The sequence below is a fragment of the Streptomyces tailanensis genome, from assembly GCF_008386495.1.
GTDB lineage: Bacteria > Actinomycetota > Actinomycetes > Streptomycetales > Streptomycetaceae > Streptomyces > Streptomyces tailanensis.
Genome location: NZ_VTHJ01000007.1, coordinates 89,623 through 106,665, shown reverse-complemented (window position 1 = coordinate 106,665; position 17,043 = coordinate 89,623). Strand labels below are relative to the sequence as shown.

The following is a 17,043-nucleotide window of genomic DNA, read 5'->3' as shown; positions in this document are numbered from 1 at the left end:
CGCTACTCAGGAGATCCGCTCATGACCGCTCCCGTCCGTGCGCGTTCGTCGGCCGACCTCATCCGCGCCGAGGAGCCCGTCCTCGCGCACAACTACCACCCCCTGCCCGTGGTCGTCGCCCGCGCCGAGGGCAGCTGGGTGGAGGACGTCGAGGGCCGCCGCTACCTGGACATGCTGGCCGGCTACTCCGCCCTCAACTTCGGTCACCGCCACCCGGCGCTGATCGAGGCCGCGCACCGCCAGCTCGACACCCTCACCCTCACCTCGCGTGCCTTCCACAACGACCGGCTCGCCGAGTTCGCCGAGTCCCTGGCCGCGCTGACGGGCCTGGACATGGTGCTGCCGATGAACACCGGCGCCGAGGCCGTGGAGAGCGCGATCAAGGTGGCCCGCAAATGGGCGTACGAGGTGAAGGGCGTCCCCGCCGACCAGGCGACGATCGTCGTCGCCGCCGACAACTTCCACGGCCGTACGACGACCATCGTCAGCTTCTCCACCGACCCGCTCGCCCGCACCGGTTTCGGCCCCTTCACCCCCGGCTTCCGGATCGTCCCGTACGACGACCTCCCGGCGCTCGAAGCGGCGATCGACGAGACGACGGCCGCGGTGCTGATCGAGCCGATCCAGGGCGAGGCCGGGGTGGTCATCCCGGACGAGGGCTATCTGCGCGGAGTCCGTGACGTGACCCGCCGCGCCGGCTGCCTGTTCATCGCCGACGAGATCCAGTCGGGCCTCGGCCGCACGGGCCGCACGCTGGCCGTCGACCACGAGGACGTCGTCCCCGACGCCGTACTGCTCGGCAAGGCCCTCGGCGGCGGCATCGTCCCCGTATCGGCGGTCGTCGCCCGCCGGGAGGTCCTGTCCGTCCTCCGCCCCGGTGAACACGGCTCAACGTTCGGCGGCAACCCGCTGGCCGCAGCGGTCGGCTCCGCGGTCGTCGACCTCCTGCACACCGGCGAATTCCAACACCGGGCGGCCGAGCTGGGCGTCCTCCTGCGGGAAGGCCTGGCCTCCCTGGTCGGCAAGGGCGTGCTCGGCTTCCGGGCCCGCGGCCTGTGGGCAGGCGTCGACATCGACCCCACGCTCGGCACAGGCCGCGACATCAGCCACCGCCTCATGACCCACGGCATCCTGGTCAAGGACACCCACGGCTCAACAATCCGCCTGGCCCCACCCCTGACCATCACGGCCGAGGAACTCGTTTCGGCGTTGGGCACGTTGGAGGAGGTCCTGAGGAAGGGCGCCTGACAACCGAGGTCCAGCACCCGCGCCCCGAAAGGGGCGCGAGGAACTGCGCGACCAGCCCCCACCCACCCGCACATGGGGGTCGAAGGGGCGCAGCCCCTGGATGGGGGTCCCCCCGCTCGAGCGAAGCCGAGAGTGGGGGAGGGACGGGTAGGGGCGGCGGGGGTGAATGACCTCCCGGCGGTTACGCCCGGCGACGGCCGCGCCTAAACTGATCGCTCCTGGGGGTACAGAGGAGTGCGCGGTGTTCTATTACCTGCTCAAGTACGTGCTGCTGGGCCCGCTGCTGAGACTGGTCTTCCGGCCAAGGATCGAGGGCCTCGAACACGTACCGGCGTCGGGCGCGGCCATCGTCGCCGGTAACCACCTGTCCTTTTCCGACCACTTCCTGATGCCCGCGATCCTGAAACGGCGCATCACCTTCCTGGCGAAGGCCGAGTACTTCACCGGCCCGGGCCTCAAGGGCAGGCTGACGGCGTTCTTCTTCCGCAGCGCGGGGCAGATCCCGGTCGACCGCTCCGGCAAGGAGGCGGGCCAGGCCGCCATCCGCGAAGGCCTCGGCGTGCTGAGCAAGGACGAGCTGCTCGGCATCTACCCGGAGGGCACGCGCTCGCACGACGGTCGGCTCTACAAGGGCAAGGTCGGTGTGGCGGTCATGGCGCTCAAGGCCCGGGTGCCCGTCATCCCCTGTGCGATGATCGGCACCTTCGAGGCGCAGCCGCCGGGCAAGGTCATCCCGAACATCCACCCCGTCGTCATCCGCTTCGGCAAGCCACTGGACTTCTCCCGCTACGAGGGCATGGAGAACGAGAAGGCCGTCCTGCGGGCCATCACCGACGAGATCATGTACGCGATCCTCTCGCTGTCGGACCAGGAGTACGTCGACCAGTACGCGGCCGTCGTGAAGGCGGAGGAGGCTGCGGCGGCCAAGGACGAGAAGGCGGGCAAGGAGCGGAAGTTCCCGCGTATGCCGCTGAGTTGAGCGGTTCTGCTCGCAGCAGAGCATCCCACCGGGCCGGGCGGGGGCGTCGTACGGTCGGGGCATGACACGACGTGCTGTGGTGATCGGAGCGACGGGACAGATCGGACGCGTGGCCGTGGGCGCGCTGGCGAGGGACGGCTGGAAGGTGACCGCCGTCTCACGGGGCGGCGACCGTGACGAGGGCTGGCCGGATGAGGGTGTGCGGATCGCGTCGGCCGACCGCGCCGACGACGCGGCGCTGTCCGCCGCGATCGGTGACGGCTGCGACGTCCTGGTGGACATGGTCGCGTACGGCCCCGAACACGCACGGCAGTTGACGGGGCTCGCCGACCGGATCGGATCGGCCGTCGTCGTCTCCAGCGTCTCGGTGTACGAGGACGACAAGGGCCGTAACTTCGACACCCAGGCGGAGCCGGACGGCTTCCCCGAGTACCCGGTGCCCCTCCCCGAAAGCCAGCGCACGGTCCGGCCGGGCGAGGCCTCGTACAGCACCCGCAAGGCGGGGCTGGAGCGCGAACTCCTCGCCGTCGGCGACCGGTTGCCCACGACGCTGCTGCGCGCGGGCGCCATCCACGGGCCGCACTGCCGTACGCCCCGCGAGCTGTACTTCGTCAAGCGGAACCTCGACGGGCGGCGCCGCAGGGTCATCGCGTACGGCGGGGAGAGCCGCTTCCATCCGGCGAGCGTCCACAACATCGCCGAGCTGATCCGGCTGGCCGCCGCGCGGCCGGGAACGCGGGCGCTGAACGCGGTCGACCCCGACGCGCCGAAGGTCACGGAGATCGCCGCGGCGATCGACGCCGTGATGGGAGTGGAGACGGAGAACGTACTGGTCGACGGCCCGCCTCCGGGGCCCACGGTCGGGGACACGCCGTGGTCCGTGCCGGTGCCCGTGGTGTGCGACATGTCGGCCGCCGAACGGGAGTTGGGCTACCGCCCGGTGGTCCGGTACGCGAAGACCTTGCCGGACACGGTCACGTGGATCGAAGGGCAGTTGGCGGGCGGCCGGGACTGGCGGGAGGCGTATCCCAAGATGTTCCAGGCCTATGGGGACCTCTTCGACTACGCGGCGGAGGACGCGTGGCTGAAGTCGTGAGGTGACGGGCACGTGGAAGGGGCGGCCGGAGTCATCCGGCCGCCCCTCACCCTTCCGGTCCTGCTACGGCGTCGGCGTGGCGTGCGGGGCGCACTTCACGTCGGCCTTGCCCACCTTGCCGGTGAGCAGGTAGGTGTCCACGCGCTGGTTGACGCACGGGTTGGTCAGGCTGGTCACTCCGTGCGAGCCGGCCTTCGTCTCGGTGATCAGACGGGAACCCTTGAACCGCTTGTGCAGTTCGACGGCGCCCCCGTACGGGGTGGCCGCGTCACGCGTGGACTGGACGATCAGGACGGGCGGCAGACCCTTCTTGGTCTTCACGTCCACGGGCGTGTACTGCTTGGACTGCCAGGTGGCGCACGGCAGGTTCATCCAGGCGTTGGCCCAGGTCATGAACGGGTAGTTCTTGTGCAGCCGGGTGTTGTCGCGGTCCCACTTCTTCCAGCTGGTGGGCCACTTGGCGTCGGTGCACTCGACCGCGGTGTAGACGGCGTTGCCGTTCTCCGCGTCGGCGTTGCCCGCGGTGTCGGTGAGGTCCGGGGCGGCCGCGTCGACCAGCGCCTGGGTCTCACCGGCGGCGTACTTGCTCCACACCTGGGCGATGGGCGCCCACGCGGAGTCGTAGTACGGGGCGCTCTGGAAGAAGGAGATCAGCTCGGCCGGGCCGACGAGCCCGCCGATCGGGTTCTTCTTCGCGGTGGCACGCAGTTCGAGCCACTTGGCCTGCACCTTGGCCTGGGTGTCGCCGAGGTGGTACGTCGCGTCGTGCTTCGCGACCCACTTCGTCCAGTCCTTCCAGCGCATCTCGAAGGCGACGTCCTGGTCCAGGTTGGCCTGGTACCAGATCTTCTCGCGAGAGGGGTTCACCACGCTGTCGGCGACCATGCGGCGCACATGGGTCGGGAAGAGGGTGCCGTAGACGGCGGCGATGTAGGTGCCGTAGGAGACGCCGAGGAAGTTGAGCTTCTTCTCCCCGAGGGCGGCCCGGATGACGTCCAGGTCGCGCGCGGTGTTCGGCGTCGTCATGTACGGCAGCATCGCGCCGCTGCGCTTCTTGCAGCCGGCCGCGTAGTCGGCGGCGAGCCCCCGCTGCTTGAGCTTGTCGGCCTCGGAGTCCGGGACCGGGTCCATCTTGGGCGCCTTCACGAACGCCTGCGGGTCGACACAGGAGATGGGCGCCGACTTGCCGACACCACGGGGGTCGAAGCCCACGAAGTCGTACGCCTTGGCCACGTTCGCCCACAGCGGATTCTTCGTGGTGACCCGGCGCGGGAAGCGCAGACCCGAGCCGCCCGGTCCGCCCGGGTTGTAGACGAGGGCGCCCTGGCGCTGCTTCTTCGTGCCGGTGTTGCCGATACGGTCCACGGCGATCTTGATCTGCTTGCCGTTCGGCTTGGCGTAGTCGAGCGGCACGCTGACCCAGCCGCACTTGATGGGCTTCTCCAGGCCCCAGCTCTCAGGGCAGTCCTGCCACTTGACGCCCTTCTTCGCCGCCTTGGCCGCGGCGACGGCGACGCCCTTGGCCTCGCGGTCCTGGACCGTGCGGGCCGTCTCGGCGGCGTTGGCCACCGGCGCCGTGACGGCGCCGGCTATCAGGGTCGCCGTGACGAGCGCTCCGGCGGACCCGAAGGCCGCCGCGCGCCTCGTCGGTCTCATACCTCTCAAGAGGGAACTCCCCGTACATCGAATCGAAGTGTCGAATGGTCACGGGGATCCTCGTGCCTGTGAGGCATCTGAGAACAGGGGGGCGGGACGTTCTTTACTAATCCGATAGCCGGATGGCATGTCCCGTTGAGCGGAGTGCGGTTCAGCCGTCGAGTGCGGCAAGGGCCTCGTCGAGTACGCGCCGCAGCCGCAGCGCGTCGGGCGCGAGGGCGGTCACGAGTACGGCGGGCCCGACGAGCGGAGTGAGCGCGGCGGACTCCCCCAGCACCCTCGGCTCGGGCGCCCGCTCTCCGAACTCCGGTCGTACGACGACGAGTTGCCCCAGTGCGCGATGCCCGCCGAGTACGGCGGGGCCGTCCCAGCCGCCGGGCGCCCCCGGCCCGCAGGCCACCTCCTGGTCGAGCAGCGTACGCCCGTCCAGCCGCACGGTGAGCCGGCTGCTCAGCCGCCCGGGATCCTCACCGGCCCGCCCGAGCACCTGCTCCTCGCGGAACACGAGTCGCGCGCCGGCGGCGAGGTCCACGCGCGTCGACACGCACAGATCGCTGCCCTGCGCCGAGATCAACTGCTCGGGCAGCCATCGCAGTTCGCCTCCGGCGGCGACGTCGATCCGTACGTCGTAGCGGGCCTCGCCCTTGCTCTGCCCCGGCAGGGCGATCGTCGCGGCGGCCGACCCGAGGTGCAGCCGGGCGCCCGCGCCGACCTCCGCCTCCACGGCGAAACGGTCACCGCCGAGCGGTCCGCTCATGGCGCCGACGAGCATGACGCGCGCCTCGTCGCCACGTCCCCGGGTGCGGCGCAGCGCGAGCGGGCCGTCGCTCTCCAGTACGGGCAGGGCCGTGGTGCCCCGCCCGTCGAGGCGGGCGGCGATCCGTGCGGTGGCCCTGACTCCGGCCGTCGTCATGCCGTCCACGCCGCGAGCTTCTCCCTCACCCAGGCCGCGACCTCCGCGACCCCCGCCTCGCTCCTGAGCGACTGGAACACCACCGGCAGCTCCGCGCGCTGCGTCTTCGCGTCCGCGGCCATCCGGGCGAGGTCGGACCCTACGTACGGCGCGAGGTCCGTCTTGTTCACGACGAGCAGGTCGGCGGTGGTGACGCCGGGCCCGCCCTTGCGTGGAATGTCGTCGCCGCCGGCCACATCGATGACGAAGATCTGCGCATCGACGAGTCCCTTGGAGAAGGTGGCGGTGAGGTTGTCACCGCCGGACTCGACAAGGATGAGGGCGAGGGGGCCCACCTCGTCCTCCAGGTCCTCCACGGCTTCGAGATTCGCGGAGATGTCGTCCCTGATCGCCGTGTGCGGGCACGCGCCCGTCTCTACGGCGGTGATCCGCTCGGGCGGCAACACGGCCTCGCGGAGCAGGAACTCGGCGTCCTCGCGGGTGTAGATGTCATTGGTGACTACGGCGAGGGAGAGCTCGTCGCGCAGGGCCCGGCAGAGTGCGGCGACAGTGGCCGTCTTGCCGGATCCGACGGGTCCGCCGAGGCCGATCCGCAAGGCCCGCCGGGTACCGTCGGGCCGATGCGCGTCGGCGCTGACGGCGGAGGGCCAGCCGTGGGAGTGATCGTGACCGAGATGCATAAAAACGGCTCCTTGGGTCTTGCTCGTTCATACCGTCGTACTTGCTGACCGCGCTTCCTCGCCCCCGCGAGGAAAATCACGAGGCGAACAACCGAACCGGCCACGCGGCATGCGCCTCCGCCCCGATCTCCAACAGCGGAGCGGAAGCCGCAGGCAAGGCATCCACCCCACCGACAACCACCTCCCCCGCCGCCTCGACCGCAGCCCCCACCACCCGGTCGACCTCCGGCGCCAGCCGCGCCAAGACCCCCGTCGCGTCGAACGGATCAAGACTCAGCAACCGCACCACCGCACTCGCCGGCCCACTGACGCTCTCGTACGCCGAGCAGTACGCCGCATCATCCGCCCCGAGCCCCGCCACCCGCGCCGCCACCCCCAACACCACCGGCTGGTGCGCGCCCTTGGGGAACTCCCGCGCCACCACGTCCAGTTCCCTGGAGGGCCACGTCGCCCGCGCCGCCCGCATCAACTGCCGCCCCAGCTTCCGCGAGGCGACCCGCAGGGCGAGGGACGGCGTACGGGCGTCGGCGGCGGCATCCAAAGCGACCGGATCGACACCGAGCGCGGCGGCGGCAGCCAGGGCGGCCGACACCAACCCGGCGGTGTGCAGCCGCCCCCGGCAAAACGCCTCCAACCCGTCCGACCCGGTGATCAGCCCGCCCTTGACGGCCGCCTCCGCCCCACCGGAGTGCGCGTGCCCCCCGGCGGGAAAGCGGCCGTCGGCCAGGACGAGAAGCGCCGCCCTAGACATCACAAACCCCTGAAGCCTCTGCGCTCACGACAGCCTCAGAAGAGGAAGTAGCGCTGAGCCATGGGCAGTTCGGCGGCGGGCGTGGCCTCCACCAGCTCCCCGTCGATGTGCACGGCGAAGCTGTCGGGGTCGACCCGTACCTCGGGACGCGCGTCGTTCTCGCGCATGTCGGCCTTGGTGACCCCACGCGTCGACTCGATCGCCACGAACCGCTTCCCCAGCGAGAGCCGCTCCGGCAGCCCGTCCTCGATGGCCAGGGGCGCCACGAAGTTGAACGAGTTCGAAGCCGGCGCCCGTCCGATCGCGCCGTACATGGGCCGCGGAAGGATCGGCTGCGGGGTCGGGATCGAGGCGTTGGCGTCGCCCATCTGCGCGTACGCGATCTGCCCGCCCTTGATCACGAGCTGAGGCTTGACCCCGAAGAACGCGGGCTCCCACACCACCAGGTCGGCGAGCTTGCCGCTCTCGACGGACCCGATCTCGCGGGCGAGCCCCTGCGCGAGCGCGGGGTTGATCGTGTACTTGGCGACATATCGACGTACACGCTGGTTGTCCGCACGGTCGTCGCCCGGCAACGCACCCCGCCGCCGCTTCATCACATGCGCGGTCTGCCAGGTCCGCAGGATGACCTCGCCGACCCGGCCCATGGCCTGGGCGTCCGAGGAGATGATCGAGATGGCGCCCAGGTCGTGGAGGATGTCCTCGGCGCCGATGGTGGAGGGCCGGATGCGGGACTCGGCGAACGCCAGGTCCTCCGGCACCGCCGCGTTCAGGTGGTGGCAGACCATCAGCATGTCGAGGTGTTCCTCGGCGGTGTTGACGGTGTAGGGGCGGGTCGGGTTGGTGGAGCTGGGCAGCACGTGCGGCTCGGAGACCACGGTCATGATGTCGGGCGCGTGCCCGCCGCCCGCGCCCTCGGTGTGGTACGCGTGGATGCCGCGTCCGGCGATCGCGGCGAGCGTGTCGCCGACGAACCCGGCCTCGTTCAACGTGTCCGTGTGAATCGCGACCTGGATGCCGGTGCGGTCGGCGACGGTCAGGGACGCGTCGATGACAGCCGGGGTCGACCCCCAGTCCTCGTGCAGCTTCAGGCCCAGCGCGCCGCCGCGGATCTGCGACAGCATCGCCTCGTGCGAGACGGTGTTGCCCTTGCCCAGGAAGCCGATGTTGAGCGGGTACTGCTCCATCGCCTCCAGCATGCGGGCGAGGTGCCAGGGGCCGGGCGTGACCGTCGTGGCCTTCGAACCCTCGGCCGGACCCGTACCTCCGCCGACGAGAGTGGTGATGCCGGCGGACAGCGCCTCGTCGGCGATCTGCGGGCAGATGAAGTGGACGTGCGCGTCGATGGCACCGGCGGTGACGATCCGCCCGTTGCCCGCGATGATCTCCGTCTCCGGGCCGATGACCAGGTCGGGGTGGACCCCGTCCATGGTGTCGGGATTGCCCGCCTTGCCGATGCCGGTGATCCGGCCGTCGCGGATGCCGATGTCGGCCTTGACGATGCCCCAGTGGTCGATGATCACCGCGCCGGTGATGACCGTGTCCGGGGTGCCCTCTGCGCGCGTAGCACGCGCCTGGCCCATGGACTCGCGGATGACCTTGCCACCGCCGAACACGGCCTCGTCACCGGCGAGCCCGGGACCGCCGGAGCGGTCCTCCTCGATCTCGACGAGCAGGTCCGTGTCGGCGAGCCGGATGCGGTCACCGGTGGTCGGGCCGAACAGGTCGGCGTACGCGGCACGCGAGATCTCAGGCATCGAGGGCACCTCCGGTCTCCCCGCGCAGTCCGGGCACGACACGGGCGCCGGTGAGCGGAACGAGTTCTACGTCGACGGGGATCCCGGGCTCGAAGCGCACGGCGGTGCCGGCGGCGACGTTCAGCCGCTTGCCGCGCGCGGCGGCACGGTCGAACTCCAGGCCGGGGTTGGCCTCGGCGAAGTGGTAGTGGGAGCCGACCTGCACGGGCCGGTCGGCGGCGTTGAGGACGGTCAGCCGGGTGACCTCACGGCCCTCGTTGTAGACGATCGAGTCCTCGGCAAAGAGGATCTCTCCGGGAATCATCGAGCCCCCTCAGACGATCGGGTCGTGGACAGTGACGAGCTTGGTGCCGTCCGGGAAGGTCGCCTCGACCTGGACGTCGTGGATCATCTCGGGGATGCCCTCCATGACATCGTCCCGGGTGAGCAGTTTCCGCCCGGACGCCATGAGTTCGGCCACCGTACGGCCGTCCCGCGCGCCTTCGAGGATGTGCGCCGTGATCAGGGCGACGGCCTCGGGGTGGTTCAGCTTCAGCCCTCGGGCCCGGCGCTTCTCGGCCACGTCCGCCGCCACATGGATCAGCAGCCTCTCCTGCTCGTGCGGGGTCAGTTGCACGGCGTCCACCTCACATCCTCGCTCCGGACCGTGCGGGGTCCGGTTGCCGCGCCACCCGGCAAAATCGCTGGTGGCGTGGGCGCAGGCTAATTGGGTGGCGTTTCAGCGACGTTAACCGACCTGCGATCCGCTCATGTACGGGCGTCCGGGTCCTCCATGCTCATCAACGCCTTCAGCCCCAGCTCGACCACCTGGATCGATACGTCGCCGAAGAGCGCGTACTGGGCGACAAAGCCCTGGGCGACCGCGATCAGCGTCCGCGCGACACTGAGGGCGGGAATGTCGGCGCGCATCACCCCGGCGTCCTGGTATCCCTCGACGATCTCGATCCACGGTCGGCGGACCCGGGCGAAACCGTCACTGAGGATCGCGTGCAGCTCCGGGTTGCGCAGGGTCTCCGCCCACACCTGGACCATCAGCCTCGGATACAGGGACTGCTCCGTGCCCCCCAACCCCTGCCGGTGCCCGATGACCGCGCGCATCACCGTCCCGATCAGCACGTCCGGGGGCGGCAGGGGGCGCCAGCGCGCGGCCTCCTCGAAGACCCCGCCGACCTCCCCCAGCACCTCGTTGACGATCGCGGCGATGAGCTCTTCCTTGCCGGTGAAGTACCGGTAGACGGCCCCGGCGGAGAGATCGGCCTCCTTCAGCACGTCCTGCATCGACGTGGCATGAAACCCGTTGCGGGCGAAACAGCGGGCGGCGGCGTCGAGGATCTGGCGGCGGCGGGCGTCGAGACGCTCCTGGGATACGCGGGGCATGGCGCCAACGTAAAACGAACGTTCCTTCTTGACAAGGCGCACCCTTCGGAGCATGGTGAAGCAAAGGAAAACGAACGCTCCTTCTTTTTAGATGGGCGGCCGACTCGCAGCAGCCGCAGATCGCCGCCCACCCCGTACCGATCCCCGTCGATCACCACCGGTCGACCCGGAGGAGGACCCATGTCCGCCACGTCCGCTCCACCCACCGCGGCCAAGGCTTCAGCCACGACCTCGGCCGAGGCCACGGCCCACTCGGTACCCCCGAGTCGCCGTATGGTCGCGGTCATCGTCCTGATCCCCGTCGTCGCGGCGCTCGCGCTCTGGGCCTTCGCCTGGCCGAACGCCCGCACCGCGCCCCGCGACCTGCCGCTCGGAGTGGCGGGACCTGCCGCGGCGACCGCCCGGATCGAGACCGGGCTCAAGCAGCGGGAGGGCGCCTTCGAGATCCACCGTTACGCCGACGAGGCCGCCGCCCGGGCGGCCATCAAGGACCGGACCGTATACGGCGCGGTGGTCGTCACCGAGACGGGGCCCAAGCTGCTCACCGCCTCGGCCGCGAGCCCGATGGTCGCCCAGTCGCTGCAGCAGGCCGTGACCCAGCAGGCCACCCGAGCGGGGGTCCAGGTGGCGACGACCGACGTGGTGGCGACGCCCGCGAACGACCCGCGCGGCTCGGCCTTCGGTTCGAGCGTGTTGCCGCTGGCACTGGCCGGTACCGCCTCCGGCGCCCTCGTCGCGCTGCTCGGACTGCGCGGGGCGCGTGCGGTCGGCGCGTTGACCGGGGCGGCCGTACTGGTCGGAGTGGCCGCGACCGCGATCGCCGACAGCTGGCTCGGCGTGCTCACCGGCGACTGGTGGGCCGAAGCCGGCGCACTGAGCCTGACGACGCTGGCCGTGGGCGCCACCGTGGCCGGACTCGCCGCTCTGCTCGGCCGGGCGGGCATCGGCCTGGGCGCACTGCTGATCGTGTTCCTCGGCAACCCCTTCTCCGGTGCCTCCTCCGCACCCCAGATGCTGCCCGAACCGGTGGGCACACTCGGGCAGTGGCTGCCGCCGGGTGCGGGCGCGTCCCTGCTGCGGTCGGTGTCGTTCTTCGACGGCGCCGCGGCCCTCGGCCCGGCGCTCACCCTGACCTGGTGGGCGGCGCTCGGACTGGGAGCGGTCTTCCTGGGCCACATGCTCAAGCGCCCCACGAAGACCACCGAGCGGGCCACCGACCGCCCTGCATCGGCCCCGGCGCCGACCCCGGCGCGCTGAGTCGCGACCGGCCCCCAGCCTCACCACCCCAGACCGGCCGTGCGCCCCCGCTGTAGCGGACGGGGGCGCGCGGTCCTCGGCTGCTCACCGGCCGAGCGGGCGCGCACGGCCCTCGGCAAGTGGCGCTGAATCACCCTTCACGCATCAGTCGACCGAGGCCATGAAGGCCAGCATCCGGCGGTTGACCTCCTCCGCGTGGTCGATCCGCGGTCCATGGCCGGTGCCGGAGACGATCTCGGCCCGGGCGCCCGGTATCAGGCGCGGTACGCGCTCCAGCTGCCGTTGGGGGTGCACGAGGAGGCTGCGCCTGCCGAGCACCAAGTAGAGGGGCGTACGAATGATGGACAGTTCGCTCTCGGTCAGGGGCACCGGTGCCGGGCGGCGGATGCGATAGGCGCGGACCGCCGCCCTGATCATCGTGCGCAGCTCGGGTAAGACGAGGGCCGGCTGTTCCAGCCAGGCCGCCAGGCGCAGGCGCAGCGCCTTGGGTGCGAAGGTCGCGAAGAGGCTGACGAAGATCCAGACGAAGAAGCGCAGCCCCACCTTCTCCAGGCCGCAGGGGTCGAGGGGTGTGACCGAGGCGAGGCGGTCGGGCCTGCGGTGCGCCTGGTTCAGGACGAGCCAGCCGCCGTGGGAGCTGCCGACGAGATGGACACGGTCGAGGCCGAGGCCGGCGAGCGTCTCGTCCAGCCACTGGGCGGCGTGTTCGGGCTGGTGAATGAGGGCGTACTGGACGCTGCGGCCCCGGGTCGCCGGGAGTGTCGAGGGCGTAGACGGGGCGCTCGGCGCTGAGGTCGGGTGTGTTCGGGGGAGCGCGTCGCCGCCCGCGTCCGGGCCGCCGGGGACGACCCGGGCCCGCGCGCGACGATCGAGGCGCTGCTGCTGGCGGCCCTGCCGACCGACGAGGAGAGCCGTACGTTCCATCTCCTCTGCACCTCGTACGCCGTCCTGTCGGTGAACGATCCGGCTCTTGCCGCCCAGCCCTTCATCAAGAACCCCGACGCCGCCGAGGACACCGTGACCGACCTCCTCCGGCGGGCCCAGAAGACGGGCCTGCTCGACCCCGCCCCGGACGCGCGGCGGGAGGCGATCAGCCTGCTCGCCATGTCGGCGGGCTCGGCAGCAGCGTGCTGATCGGCCAGCGCGGCCCGGAGTCCGCCGCGGCGGTGCTGGAGTATCACCTCGACCGATTCTTCCCCGCCCATGCGGGCGGCGCGTTCCCGAGCCGACCGGGACGCGCCTATGGCTACGACGCCCCGCTCCCCCGATGCTCCGCCGTGATCCCGAACCGCTGCTGTTCGCGCGGGGCCGACGCGACCTCACGGACGCCGGAGACCGCGCTGATCACCGGCTCCTCGGCGGGCTCCTGGAGCGCTTCGAGCTGCTCCAGGTCAGCGGCCGAGACCAGGGCGACGAGGGGCTTTCCGTGCCGCGTCACGACGACGCGCTCGCCGCCGTAGACCACGCGGTTGATCAGATCGGCGAGCTCAGCCCTGGCTTGCGTCACCGGAATCTCGTAGGCCATGGAGTCCAGCTTAAACCGGGCACCACCGACCCCCCGAGCGGAAGATCCCATTCTGCCCCACTGAGATCACTTCGTTCGTACGATCGGGCTCGGCCTCCCGAAGGAGGCGTTCAGCGGGATCGGCCGCGGCGGGGGCGGTGCTCGCCGCGGGCGGAACGGCACAGGCGGCGCAGACCGGGGCGGAGGAGACCGGCACGGCGGAGGAAACCACCGCGACCACCGTGGCGGCGACCGAGTTCCCGAACGGCACCGAGTTCAGCGGTTCGTCCCATGTCCCCTACGCCGAGGGCGAGTTCCTCACACTCATCTTCAGCATCGACAACTCCGAGGTGTCGGCGCCACACCTGATCACCCCTGTCGACATCGCGAACGCCCTGAACGAACTCGCGGTCTCCCGCGGCTGGCCTGCGATCACCTTCTACGGGGCGTCCTCCCCCGCACCACTCAACTGGGCCTGATCCACATCCCGGCACAGTTCCCCGCGGAGCCTTACTCCGCGGGGATTTTCGCCGTCAGCCAACCCCTCCCCCAGGGATACGTACGTCCTGTACATTTTTTACAGATGTCGATCAGAGGAGGCGTACCCATGCCCGTGAACCGACCGTCGGCCCGCCATGTGCTGCCCGAGTTCACCGAGCGCACCAGTGCGGGTCACCGGACGATGGATCCGTACTCGAAGTTGCTGGAAGAGCGGATCGTGTTCCTCGGGACGCAGATCGACGACACCTCGGCGAACGATGTGATGGCGCAGTTCATGCACCTCGAGTACCAGTCCCCGGACCGGGACATCTCGCTGTACATCAACTCCCCCGGCGGCTCGTTCAGCGCGATGACGGCGCTCTACGACACGATTCGGTTCGTCACCTGCGATGTGGAGACCATCTGCCTGGGGCAGGCGGGGTCGTCCGCCGCGGTGCTGCTGGCGGCGGGCACGCCGGGCAAGCGGTTCGTGCTGCCGGGCGCCCGGGTGGTGATCCATCAGCCGGCGCTGGCCGAACCGGTCGAGGGGCAGGCGAGCGATCTGGCCATCCAGGCCGAGGAGTTGATGCGCAACCGCCGGAAGCTGGAGGAGATGCTCGTACGGCACACGGGGCAGAGCCACGAGCGGATCAGCGCGGACATCGAGCGGGACAAGATCCTCGACGCCGAGGCCGCGGTGGGGTACGGCCTGGCCGACCGGCTCATCCCGAGCCGCAAGACCTCGCGCACGCTCCCCGGCGCGAGGTGAGCCGTCGATGCTCCCACCCGAGTTGCCGCCGTTGCCCGCTCTCACACGTGCCGAGGCGGAGCTGATCGACCGCTATCTGGACGTGGTGGACCTGCTGGGCCGGATCAATCCGGCCCGCCCCGGCGACACGTACCGCGGGCTGCGGGCCGCGCAGGCCCTCGTCGGCAAGGCGACCGCACTGCGCGACGCGCTCGAACTGATGCACAGGCGAGGCGAGAACGAGGTGCACGCCCCGACCCTCGCGCGGGCGCTGCGAGTCCTCGACGGCGAGCGACGCGCCGCCCGCGTCACCCTGCCGCCGGGAACGGAGAGTTGACCGGCACGCGGGACGCCTGCGACCTGGTGGCCGTCTGAACGGAGGCCGGGTCGTGCGCCGTACTGGAGGGTGTCAGGCCGGACTTGGAGCGGATCGAGTGGTGTCGGCGGATCGACGTACTCACTCATCCCGCTTCAGGACCGGTGGAGTTGAGCAACATGCCTGCTTCCGGGATGGAATATGATATTCCGGTGCTGGTGCGAGCCTCCTTGCGGGGTGGACATCAGCGCCGAAATCGCCCCGTCCACCCGAATATGCAGGTGGTGAGTAAGGCCACAAATCCCCGATTCCGTTGGGATTTTCGGACTTCCGTGCGTCAAGATCCCTTCCTGACGACAAGCCCCCGCCGCAGCGGCGGGGCGATCCGGGTGGACGCCGAGTCCTGCCGCCGCCCGGATGACCGGTCGACAGGATTGCATCGGCAGGAGTGGAGGACCCAAGCACGACGGGTCGCCGGAACGGTCAAGCCATGGCCGGGCCGAGCAGCCCTTGGGGTGAAGCCGCGTCAGCGGCCGGGCAACTTCGCCAGCCCGAATCCGACAGGTCATCCTTCACAGGCGGCTGACGAAGGGTTGCGCATGACTGCGCTCAATCGTGTCCCGTCGCTGTTGACCCGGGCCGGTACGGCCTCGGCTCTGACCATCGCCGCCGTCGGCGGCAGCATCGTGGTCCCGGGCGTCGCATCCGACGCCGAGGCCGCCACGGTGGCGTCGAAGGCACTCAAGGTCGCGGCTTCGAAGAAGGGCTCGCCCTACCGGTACGGCGCCACGGGGCCCAGCAGGTTCGACTGCTCAGGGCTGACGCTCTACTCGTTCAAGAAGGCGGGCAAGAAGCTGCCCCGTACTGCCCAGCAGCAGTACAACAAGACGAAGCACATCTCCGCGAGCAACCGCAAGCTCGGAGACCTCGTGTTCTTCCACTCGGGGTCGAACGTCTACCACGTCGGCATCTACGCGGGGAAGGGAAAGATCTGGCACTCGCCGAAGACCGGTGACGTCGTACGGCTCCAGAAGATCTGGACCAAGAGCGTCTGGTACGGCCGGGTCCGCTAGACCCAACCGTGGGGGCGGCGGAACAGCTCCGCCGCCCCGGCGGGCGTAATACGGGCCATGCCGGCTACTCGTACACGCATGGCCGATGAACGCCCCCGCCCCGCACGCAATGAGACACACCTCGAACGCGCCGACCGCAACTTCGCCGAGTTGTTGCAGGAGTTGCGGGTCACCCAGACGGGGGTGCAGATCCTCTTCGCGTTCCTGCTGACGCTGGCTTTCACCCCGCGCTTCCCGGACCTCGACTCGGTCCAGCGCGCCACGTACGTCACCACGCTCCTGCTGGCGGTCCTCGCGGCCGCGCTCTTCACCGCCCCGGCGGCGCTGCACCGCTCGCTGTTCCAGCAGAACGCCAAGCCCGCCATCGTGCGGGTCTCGTCCCGGCTGGCCGGCGTGGGCCTGGCCGTCCTGATGCCCGCCTTCGCCGGATCGGTGCTGCTGGTGGTGGATGTGACCCTCGGCAGGGCGGCCGGTGTCACCGCCTGCGCCGGCACACTCCTCGTATGCCTCTTCCTGTGGGGTCTGCTCCCGAAGCTGGTGGGGCGCTCCGGTCGTGGAGAGGCACCCGTCAGGGCTCCTGCGGACCGCCTGCCCTGACCGGTTGCACGGGGACCGTCCACGGCAGTTCGATCGCCACCGTCTTGCCGCCCTCGCGCGTGGGTCTGATGCTCAGTCGGCCGCCGCACTCGGCGGTCAGCCAGCGGATGATGACCAGGCCCCGGCCGTTGTCCTGCTGGACGGCGGCGGGCAGCCGTTTCGGAAAGCGTGGATGACTGTCGGTGACACCGATGCGCAGGTACTCGTCCCGGTCGAGGGCGATGTCCACGGTGAACGTGGGTGACTGACCGAGCGTGTGCTGGACGGCGTTGGTGGCGAGTTCGGACACGATCAGGCGCACGGTGTCCGCGATGTCCGTGTCGCTCGGCAGGCCCCATTCGGCGAGCACGGTGGCGACGTAGTTCCGGGCCGCGGACACCGAGGCGGGATCGCTCGGCAGAGTGACGGATGCTTCCTGGTGATCTGCCATGGCACGGTCGCCCCTTTCCCACGGGACCGGTGTCCGACAGGGAGCGGATGGTTCGAGTACGGTCCCGGACTGGTGCTTCGCGCCAGACTGCCACTACCTGGGCCGTCAAGGGCGGCGTTCCACCAAGATATGCATATATCTGTCGCTCGAAGCGGTGGACTCTCCGACGGCCGACCGTATT

At 70.3% G+C, this 17,043-nt stretch carries 19 protein-coding genes, 2 pseudogenes and 1 riboswitch; of the genes and pseudogenes, 10 read left to right on the top strand and 11 right to left on the bottom strand.

The genetic code is table 11. The annotated features are described in order from the left end of the window. Window positions 1–21: 21 nt before the first annotated feature. The 3 genes from rocD (at window position 22) to F3T56_RS08215 (ending at window position 3,323) form a co-directional block, all read left to right on the top strand. Window positions 22–1,248 (top strand): ornithine--oxo-acid transaminase, encoded by a 1,227-nt coding sequence (rocD, locus tag F3T56_RS08225; protein ID WP_149824032.1) that lies wholly within the window; start codon window positions 22–24, stop codon window positions 1,246–1,248. Window positions 1,249–1,489: 241 nt separating this feature from the next. After that, window positions 1,490–2,227, top strand: coding sequence for a lysophospholipid acyltransferase family protein (locus tag F3T56_RS08220; RefSeq protein ID WP_149824031.1), 738 nt, complete (start codon window positions 1,490–1,492; stop codon window positions 2,225–2,227). Between the two features lie 76 nt (window positions 2,228–2,303). After that, window positions 2,304–3,323, top strand: coding sequence for an NAD-dependent epimerase/dehydratase family protein (locus tag F3T56_RS08215; RefSeq protein WP_172638857.1), 1,020 nt, complete (start codon window positions 2,304–2,306; stop codon window positions 3,321–3,323). Between the two features lie 63 nt (window positions 3,324–3,386). On the opposite strand, the gene F3T56_RS08210 is transcribed toward F3T56_RS08215, so the two are convergent. The 8 genes from F3T56_RS08210 to F3T56_RS08175 all read right to left on the bottom strand — a co-directional run bounded on the left by F3T56_RS08210 (window position 3,387) and on the right by F3T56_RS08175 (window position 10,457). Further along, the gene (locus F3T56_RS08210) at window positions 3,387–4,979 is read right to left on the bottom strand and encodes an alpha/beta hydrolase (RefSeq protein ID WP_149824029.1); all 1,593 of its coding nucleotides are present in this window, start codon (window positions 4,977–4,979) and stop codon (window positions 3,387–3,389) included. Between the two features lie 151 nt (window positions 4,980–5,130). Beyond that, window positions 5,131–5,892: an urease accessory protein UreD gene (locus tag F3T56_RS08205; RefSeq protein WP_149824110.1), complete on the bottom strand. Its 762-nt coding sequence runs from the start codon at window positions 5,890–5,892 to the stop codon at window positions 5,131–5,133. Then, the gene (ureG, locus tag F3T56_RS08200) at window positions 5,889–6,572 is read right to left on the bottom strand and encodes an urease accessory protein UreG (protein WP_149824028.1); all 684 of its coding nucleotides are present in this window, start codon (window positions 6,570–6,572) and stop codon (window positions 5,889–5,891) included. The genes F3T56_RS08205 and ureG overlap by 4 nt, the downstream gene beginning before the upstream one ends. A gap of 76 nt (window positions 6,573–6,648) precedes the next feature. Then, window positions 6,649–7,323: an urease accessory protein UreF gene (locus tag F3T56_RS08195; protein WP_149824027.1), complete on the bottom strand. Its 675-nt coding sequence runs from the start codon at window positions 7,321–7,323 to the stop codon at window positions 6,649–6,651. 35 nt (window positions 7,324–7,358) lie between these two features. Beyond that, window positions 7,359–9,080 (bottom strand): urease subunit alpha, encoded by a 1,722-nt coding sequence (locus tag F3T56_RS08190; RefSeq protein ID WP_149824026.1) that lies wholly within the window; start codon window positions 9,078–9,080, stop codon window positions 7,359–7,361. Beyond that, window positions 9,073–9,384, bottom strand: a complete 312-nt coding sequence (locus F3T56_RS08185) for an urease subunit beta (protein WP_149824025.1) — start codon at window positions 9,382–9,384, stop codon at window positions 9,073–9,075. The genes F3T56_RS08190 and F3T56_RS08185 overlap by 8 nt, the downstream gene beginning before the upstream one ends. A 9-nt stretch (window positions 9,385–9,393) precedes the next feature. Continuing rightward, complete coding sequence (locus F3T56_RS08180) at window positions 9,394–9,696, bottom strand: urease subunit gamma (RefSeq protein ID WP_048819736.1); 303 nt, start codon at window positions 9,694–9,696, stop codon at window positions 9,394–9,396. Window positions 9,697–9,827: 131 nt separating this feature from the next. Beyond that, window positions 9,828–10,457, bottom strand: a complete 630-nt coding sequence (locus tag F3T56_RS08175; RefSeq protein ID WP_149824024.1) for a TetR/AcrR family transcriptional regulator — start codon at window positions 10,455–10,457, stop codon at window positions 9,828–9,830. 180 nt (window positions 10,458–10,637) lie between these two features. Here F3T56_RS08175 and F3T56_RS08170 point away from each other — a divergent pair, with 180 nt between their 5' ends. Next, entirely contained in the window at window positions 10,638–11,714 is a 1,077-nt protein-coding gene (locus tag F3T56_RS08170) for an ABC transporter permease (RefSeq protein ID WP_149824023.1), read from the top strand. A gap of 144 nt (window positions 11,715–11,858) precedes the next feature. Here F3T56_RS08170 and F3T56_RS08165 read toward each other — a convergent pair. After that, window positions 11,859–12,522 (bottom strand): annotated as a pseudogene (locus F3T56_RS08165) (alpha/beta fold hydrolase); the annotation flags it as partial. On the opposite strand from F3T56_RS08165, the pseudogene F3T56_RS08160 reads away from it, so the two are divergent. After that, a pseudogene (locus F3T56_RS08160) lies at window positions 12,522–12,910 on the top strand (TetR family transcriptional regulator C-terminal domain-containing protein); the annotation flags it as partial. The pseudogenes F3T56_RS08165 and F3T56_RS08160 overlap by 1 nt on opposite strands. Window positions 12,911–12,960: 50 nt before the next feature. Here F3T56_RS08160 and F3T56_RS08155 read toward each other — a convergent pair. Beyond that, complete coding sequence (locus F3T56_RS08155; RefSeq protein ID WP_149824022.1) at window positions 12,961–13,239, bottom strand: type II toxin-antitoxin system Phd/YefM family antitoxin; 279 nt, start codon at window positions 13,237–13,239, stop codon at window positions 12,961–12,963. 137 nt (window positions 13,240–13,376) lie between these two features. On the opposite strand from F3T56_RS08155, the gene F3T56_RS08150 reads away from it, so the two are divergent. The 5 genes from F3T56_RS08150 to F3T56_RS08130 all read left to right on the top strand — a co-directional run bounded on the left by F3T56_RS08150 (window position 13,377) and on the right by F3T56_RS08130 (window position 16,432). Then, window positions 13,377–13,697, top strand: a complete 321-nt coding sequence (locus tag F3T56_RS08150; RefSeq protein WP_149824021.1) for a hypothetical protein — start codon at window positions 13,377–13,379, stop codon at window positions 13,695–13,697. A gap of 134 nt (window positions 13,698–13,831) precedes the next feature. Next, window positions 13,832–14,467, top strand: coding sequence for an ATP-dependent Clp protease proteolytic subunit (locus tag F3T56_RS08145; protein WP_281291815.1), 636 nt, complete (start codon window positions 13,832–13,834; stop codon window positions 14,465–14,467). A gap of 7 nt (window positions 14,468–14,474) precedes the next feature. Beyond that, window positions 14,475–14,783: a hypothetical protein gene (locus tag F3T56_RS08140; protein WP_149824019.1), complete on the top strand. Its 309-nt coding sequence runs from the start codon at window positions 14,475–14,477 to the stop codon at window positions 14,781–14,783. A 404-nt stretch (window positions 14,784–15,187) separates the two neighbouring features. Further along, window positions 15,188–15,358: riboswitch (cyclic di-AMP (ydaO/yuaA leader) on the top strand. A gap of 3 nt (window positions 15,359–15,361) precedes the next feature. Further along, on the top strand, window positions 15,362–15,835 hold the full coding sequence (locus F3T56_RS08135; protein WP_149824018.1) for a C40 family peptidase: 474 nt from the start codon (window positions 15,362–15,364) through the stop codon (window positions 15,833–15,835). Between the two features lie 78 nt (window positions 15,836–15,913). Continuing rightward, a complete protein-coding gene (locus F3T56_RS08130) occupies window positions 15,914–16,432 on the top strand; it encodes a DUF6328 family protein (protein ID WP_149824017.1) in 519 nt (172 codons plus the stop codon). Here the strand turns inward: F3T56_RS08130 and F3T56_RS08125 are convergent. Further along, window positions 16,404–16,862, bottom strand: coding sequence for an ATP-binding protein (locus F3T56_RS08125; RefSeq protein WP_149824016.1), 459 nt, complete (start codon window positions 16,860–16,862; stop codon window positions 16,404–16,406). The two genes, F3T56_RS08130 and F3T56_RS08125, sit on opposite strands and share 29 nt — an antisense overlap. Window positions 16,863–17,043 lie beyond the last annotated feature (181 nt).

Bases quoted from the DNA above. Each gene is read 5' to 3' on its own strand.
- rocD (WP_149824032.1), top strand. From the start codon at position 22: ATGACCGCTCCCGTCCGTGCGCGTTCGTCGGCCGACCTCATCCGCGCC.
- F3T56_RS08210 (WP_149824029.1), bottom strand. From the start codon at position 4,979: ATGAGACCGACGAGGCGCGCGGCGGCCTTCGGGTCCGCCGGAGCGCTC.
- F3T56_RS08205 (WP_149824110.1), bottom strand. From the start codon at position 5,892: ATGACGACGGCCGGAGTCAGGGCCACCGCACGGATCGCCGCCCGCCTC.
- ureG (WP_149824028.1), bottom strand. From the start codon at position 6,572: ATGCATCTCGGTCACGATCACTCCCACGGCTGGCCCTCCGCCGTCAGC.
- F3T56_RS08195 (WP_149824027.1), bottom strand. From the start codon at position 7,323: ATGTCTAGGGCGGCGCTTCTCGTCCTGGCCGACGGCCGCTTTCCCGCC.
- F3T56_RS08190 (WP_149824026.1), bottom strand. From the start codon at position 9,080: ATGCCTGAGATCTCGCGTGCCGCGTACGCCGACCTGTTCGGCCCGACC.
- F3T56_RS08185 (WP_149824025.1), bottom strand. From the start codon at position 9,384: ATGATTCCCGGAGAGATCCTCTTTGCCGAGGACTCGATCGTCTACAAC.
- F3T56_RS08175 (WP_149824024.1), bottom strand. From the start codon at position 10,457: ATGCCCCGCGTATCCCAGGAGCGTCTCGACGCCCGCCGCCGCCAGATC.
- F3T56_RS08170 (WP_149824023.1), top strand. From the start codon at position 10,638: ATGTCCGCCACGTCCGCTCCACCCACCGCGGCCAAGGCTTCAGCCACG.
- F3T56_RS08155 (WP_149824022.1), bottom strand. From the start codon at position 13,239: ATGGCCTACGAGATTCCGGTGACGCAAGCCAGGGCTGAGCTCGCCGAT.
- F3T56_RS08140 (WP_149824019.1), top strand. From the start codon at position 14,475: ATGCTCCCACCCGAGTTGCCGCCGTTGCCCGCTCTCACACGTGCCGAG.
- F3T56_RS08135 (WP_149824018.1), top strand. From the start codon at position 15,362: ATGACTGCGCTCAATCGTGTCCCGTCGCTGTTGACCCGGGCCGGTACG.
- F3T56_RS08130 (WP_149824017.1), top strand. From the start codon at position 15,914: ATGGCCGATGAACGCCCCCGCCCCGCACGCAATGAGACACACCTCGAA.
- F3T56_RS08125 (WP_149824016.1), bottom strand. From the start codon at position 16,862: ATGGCAGATCACCAGGAAGCATCCGTCACTCTGCCGAGCGATCCCGCC.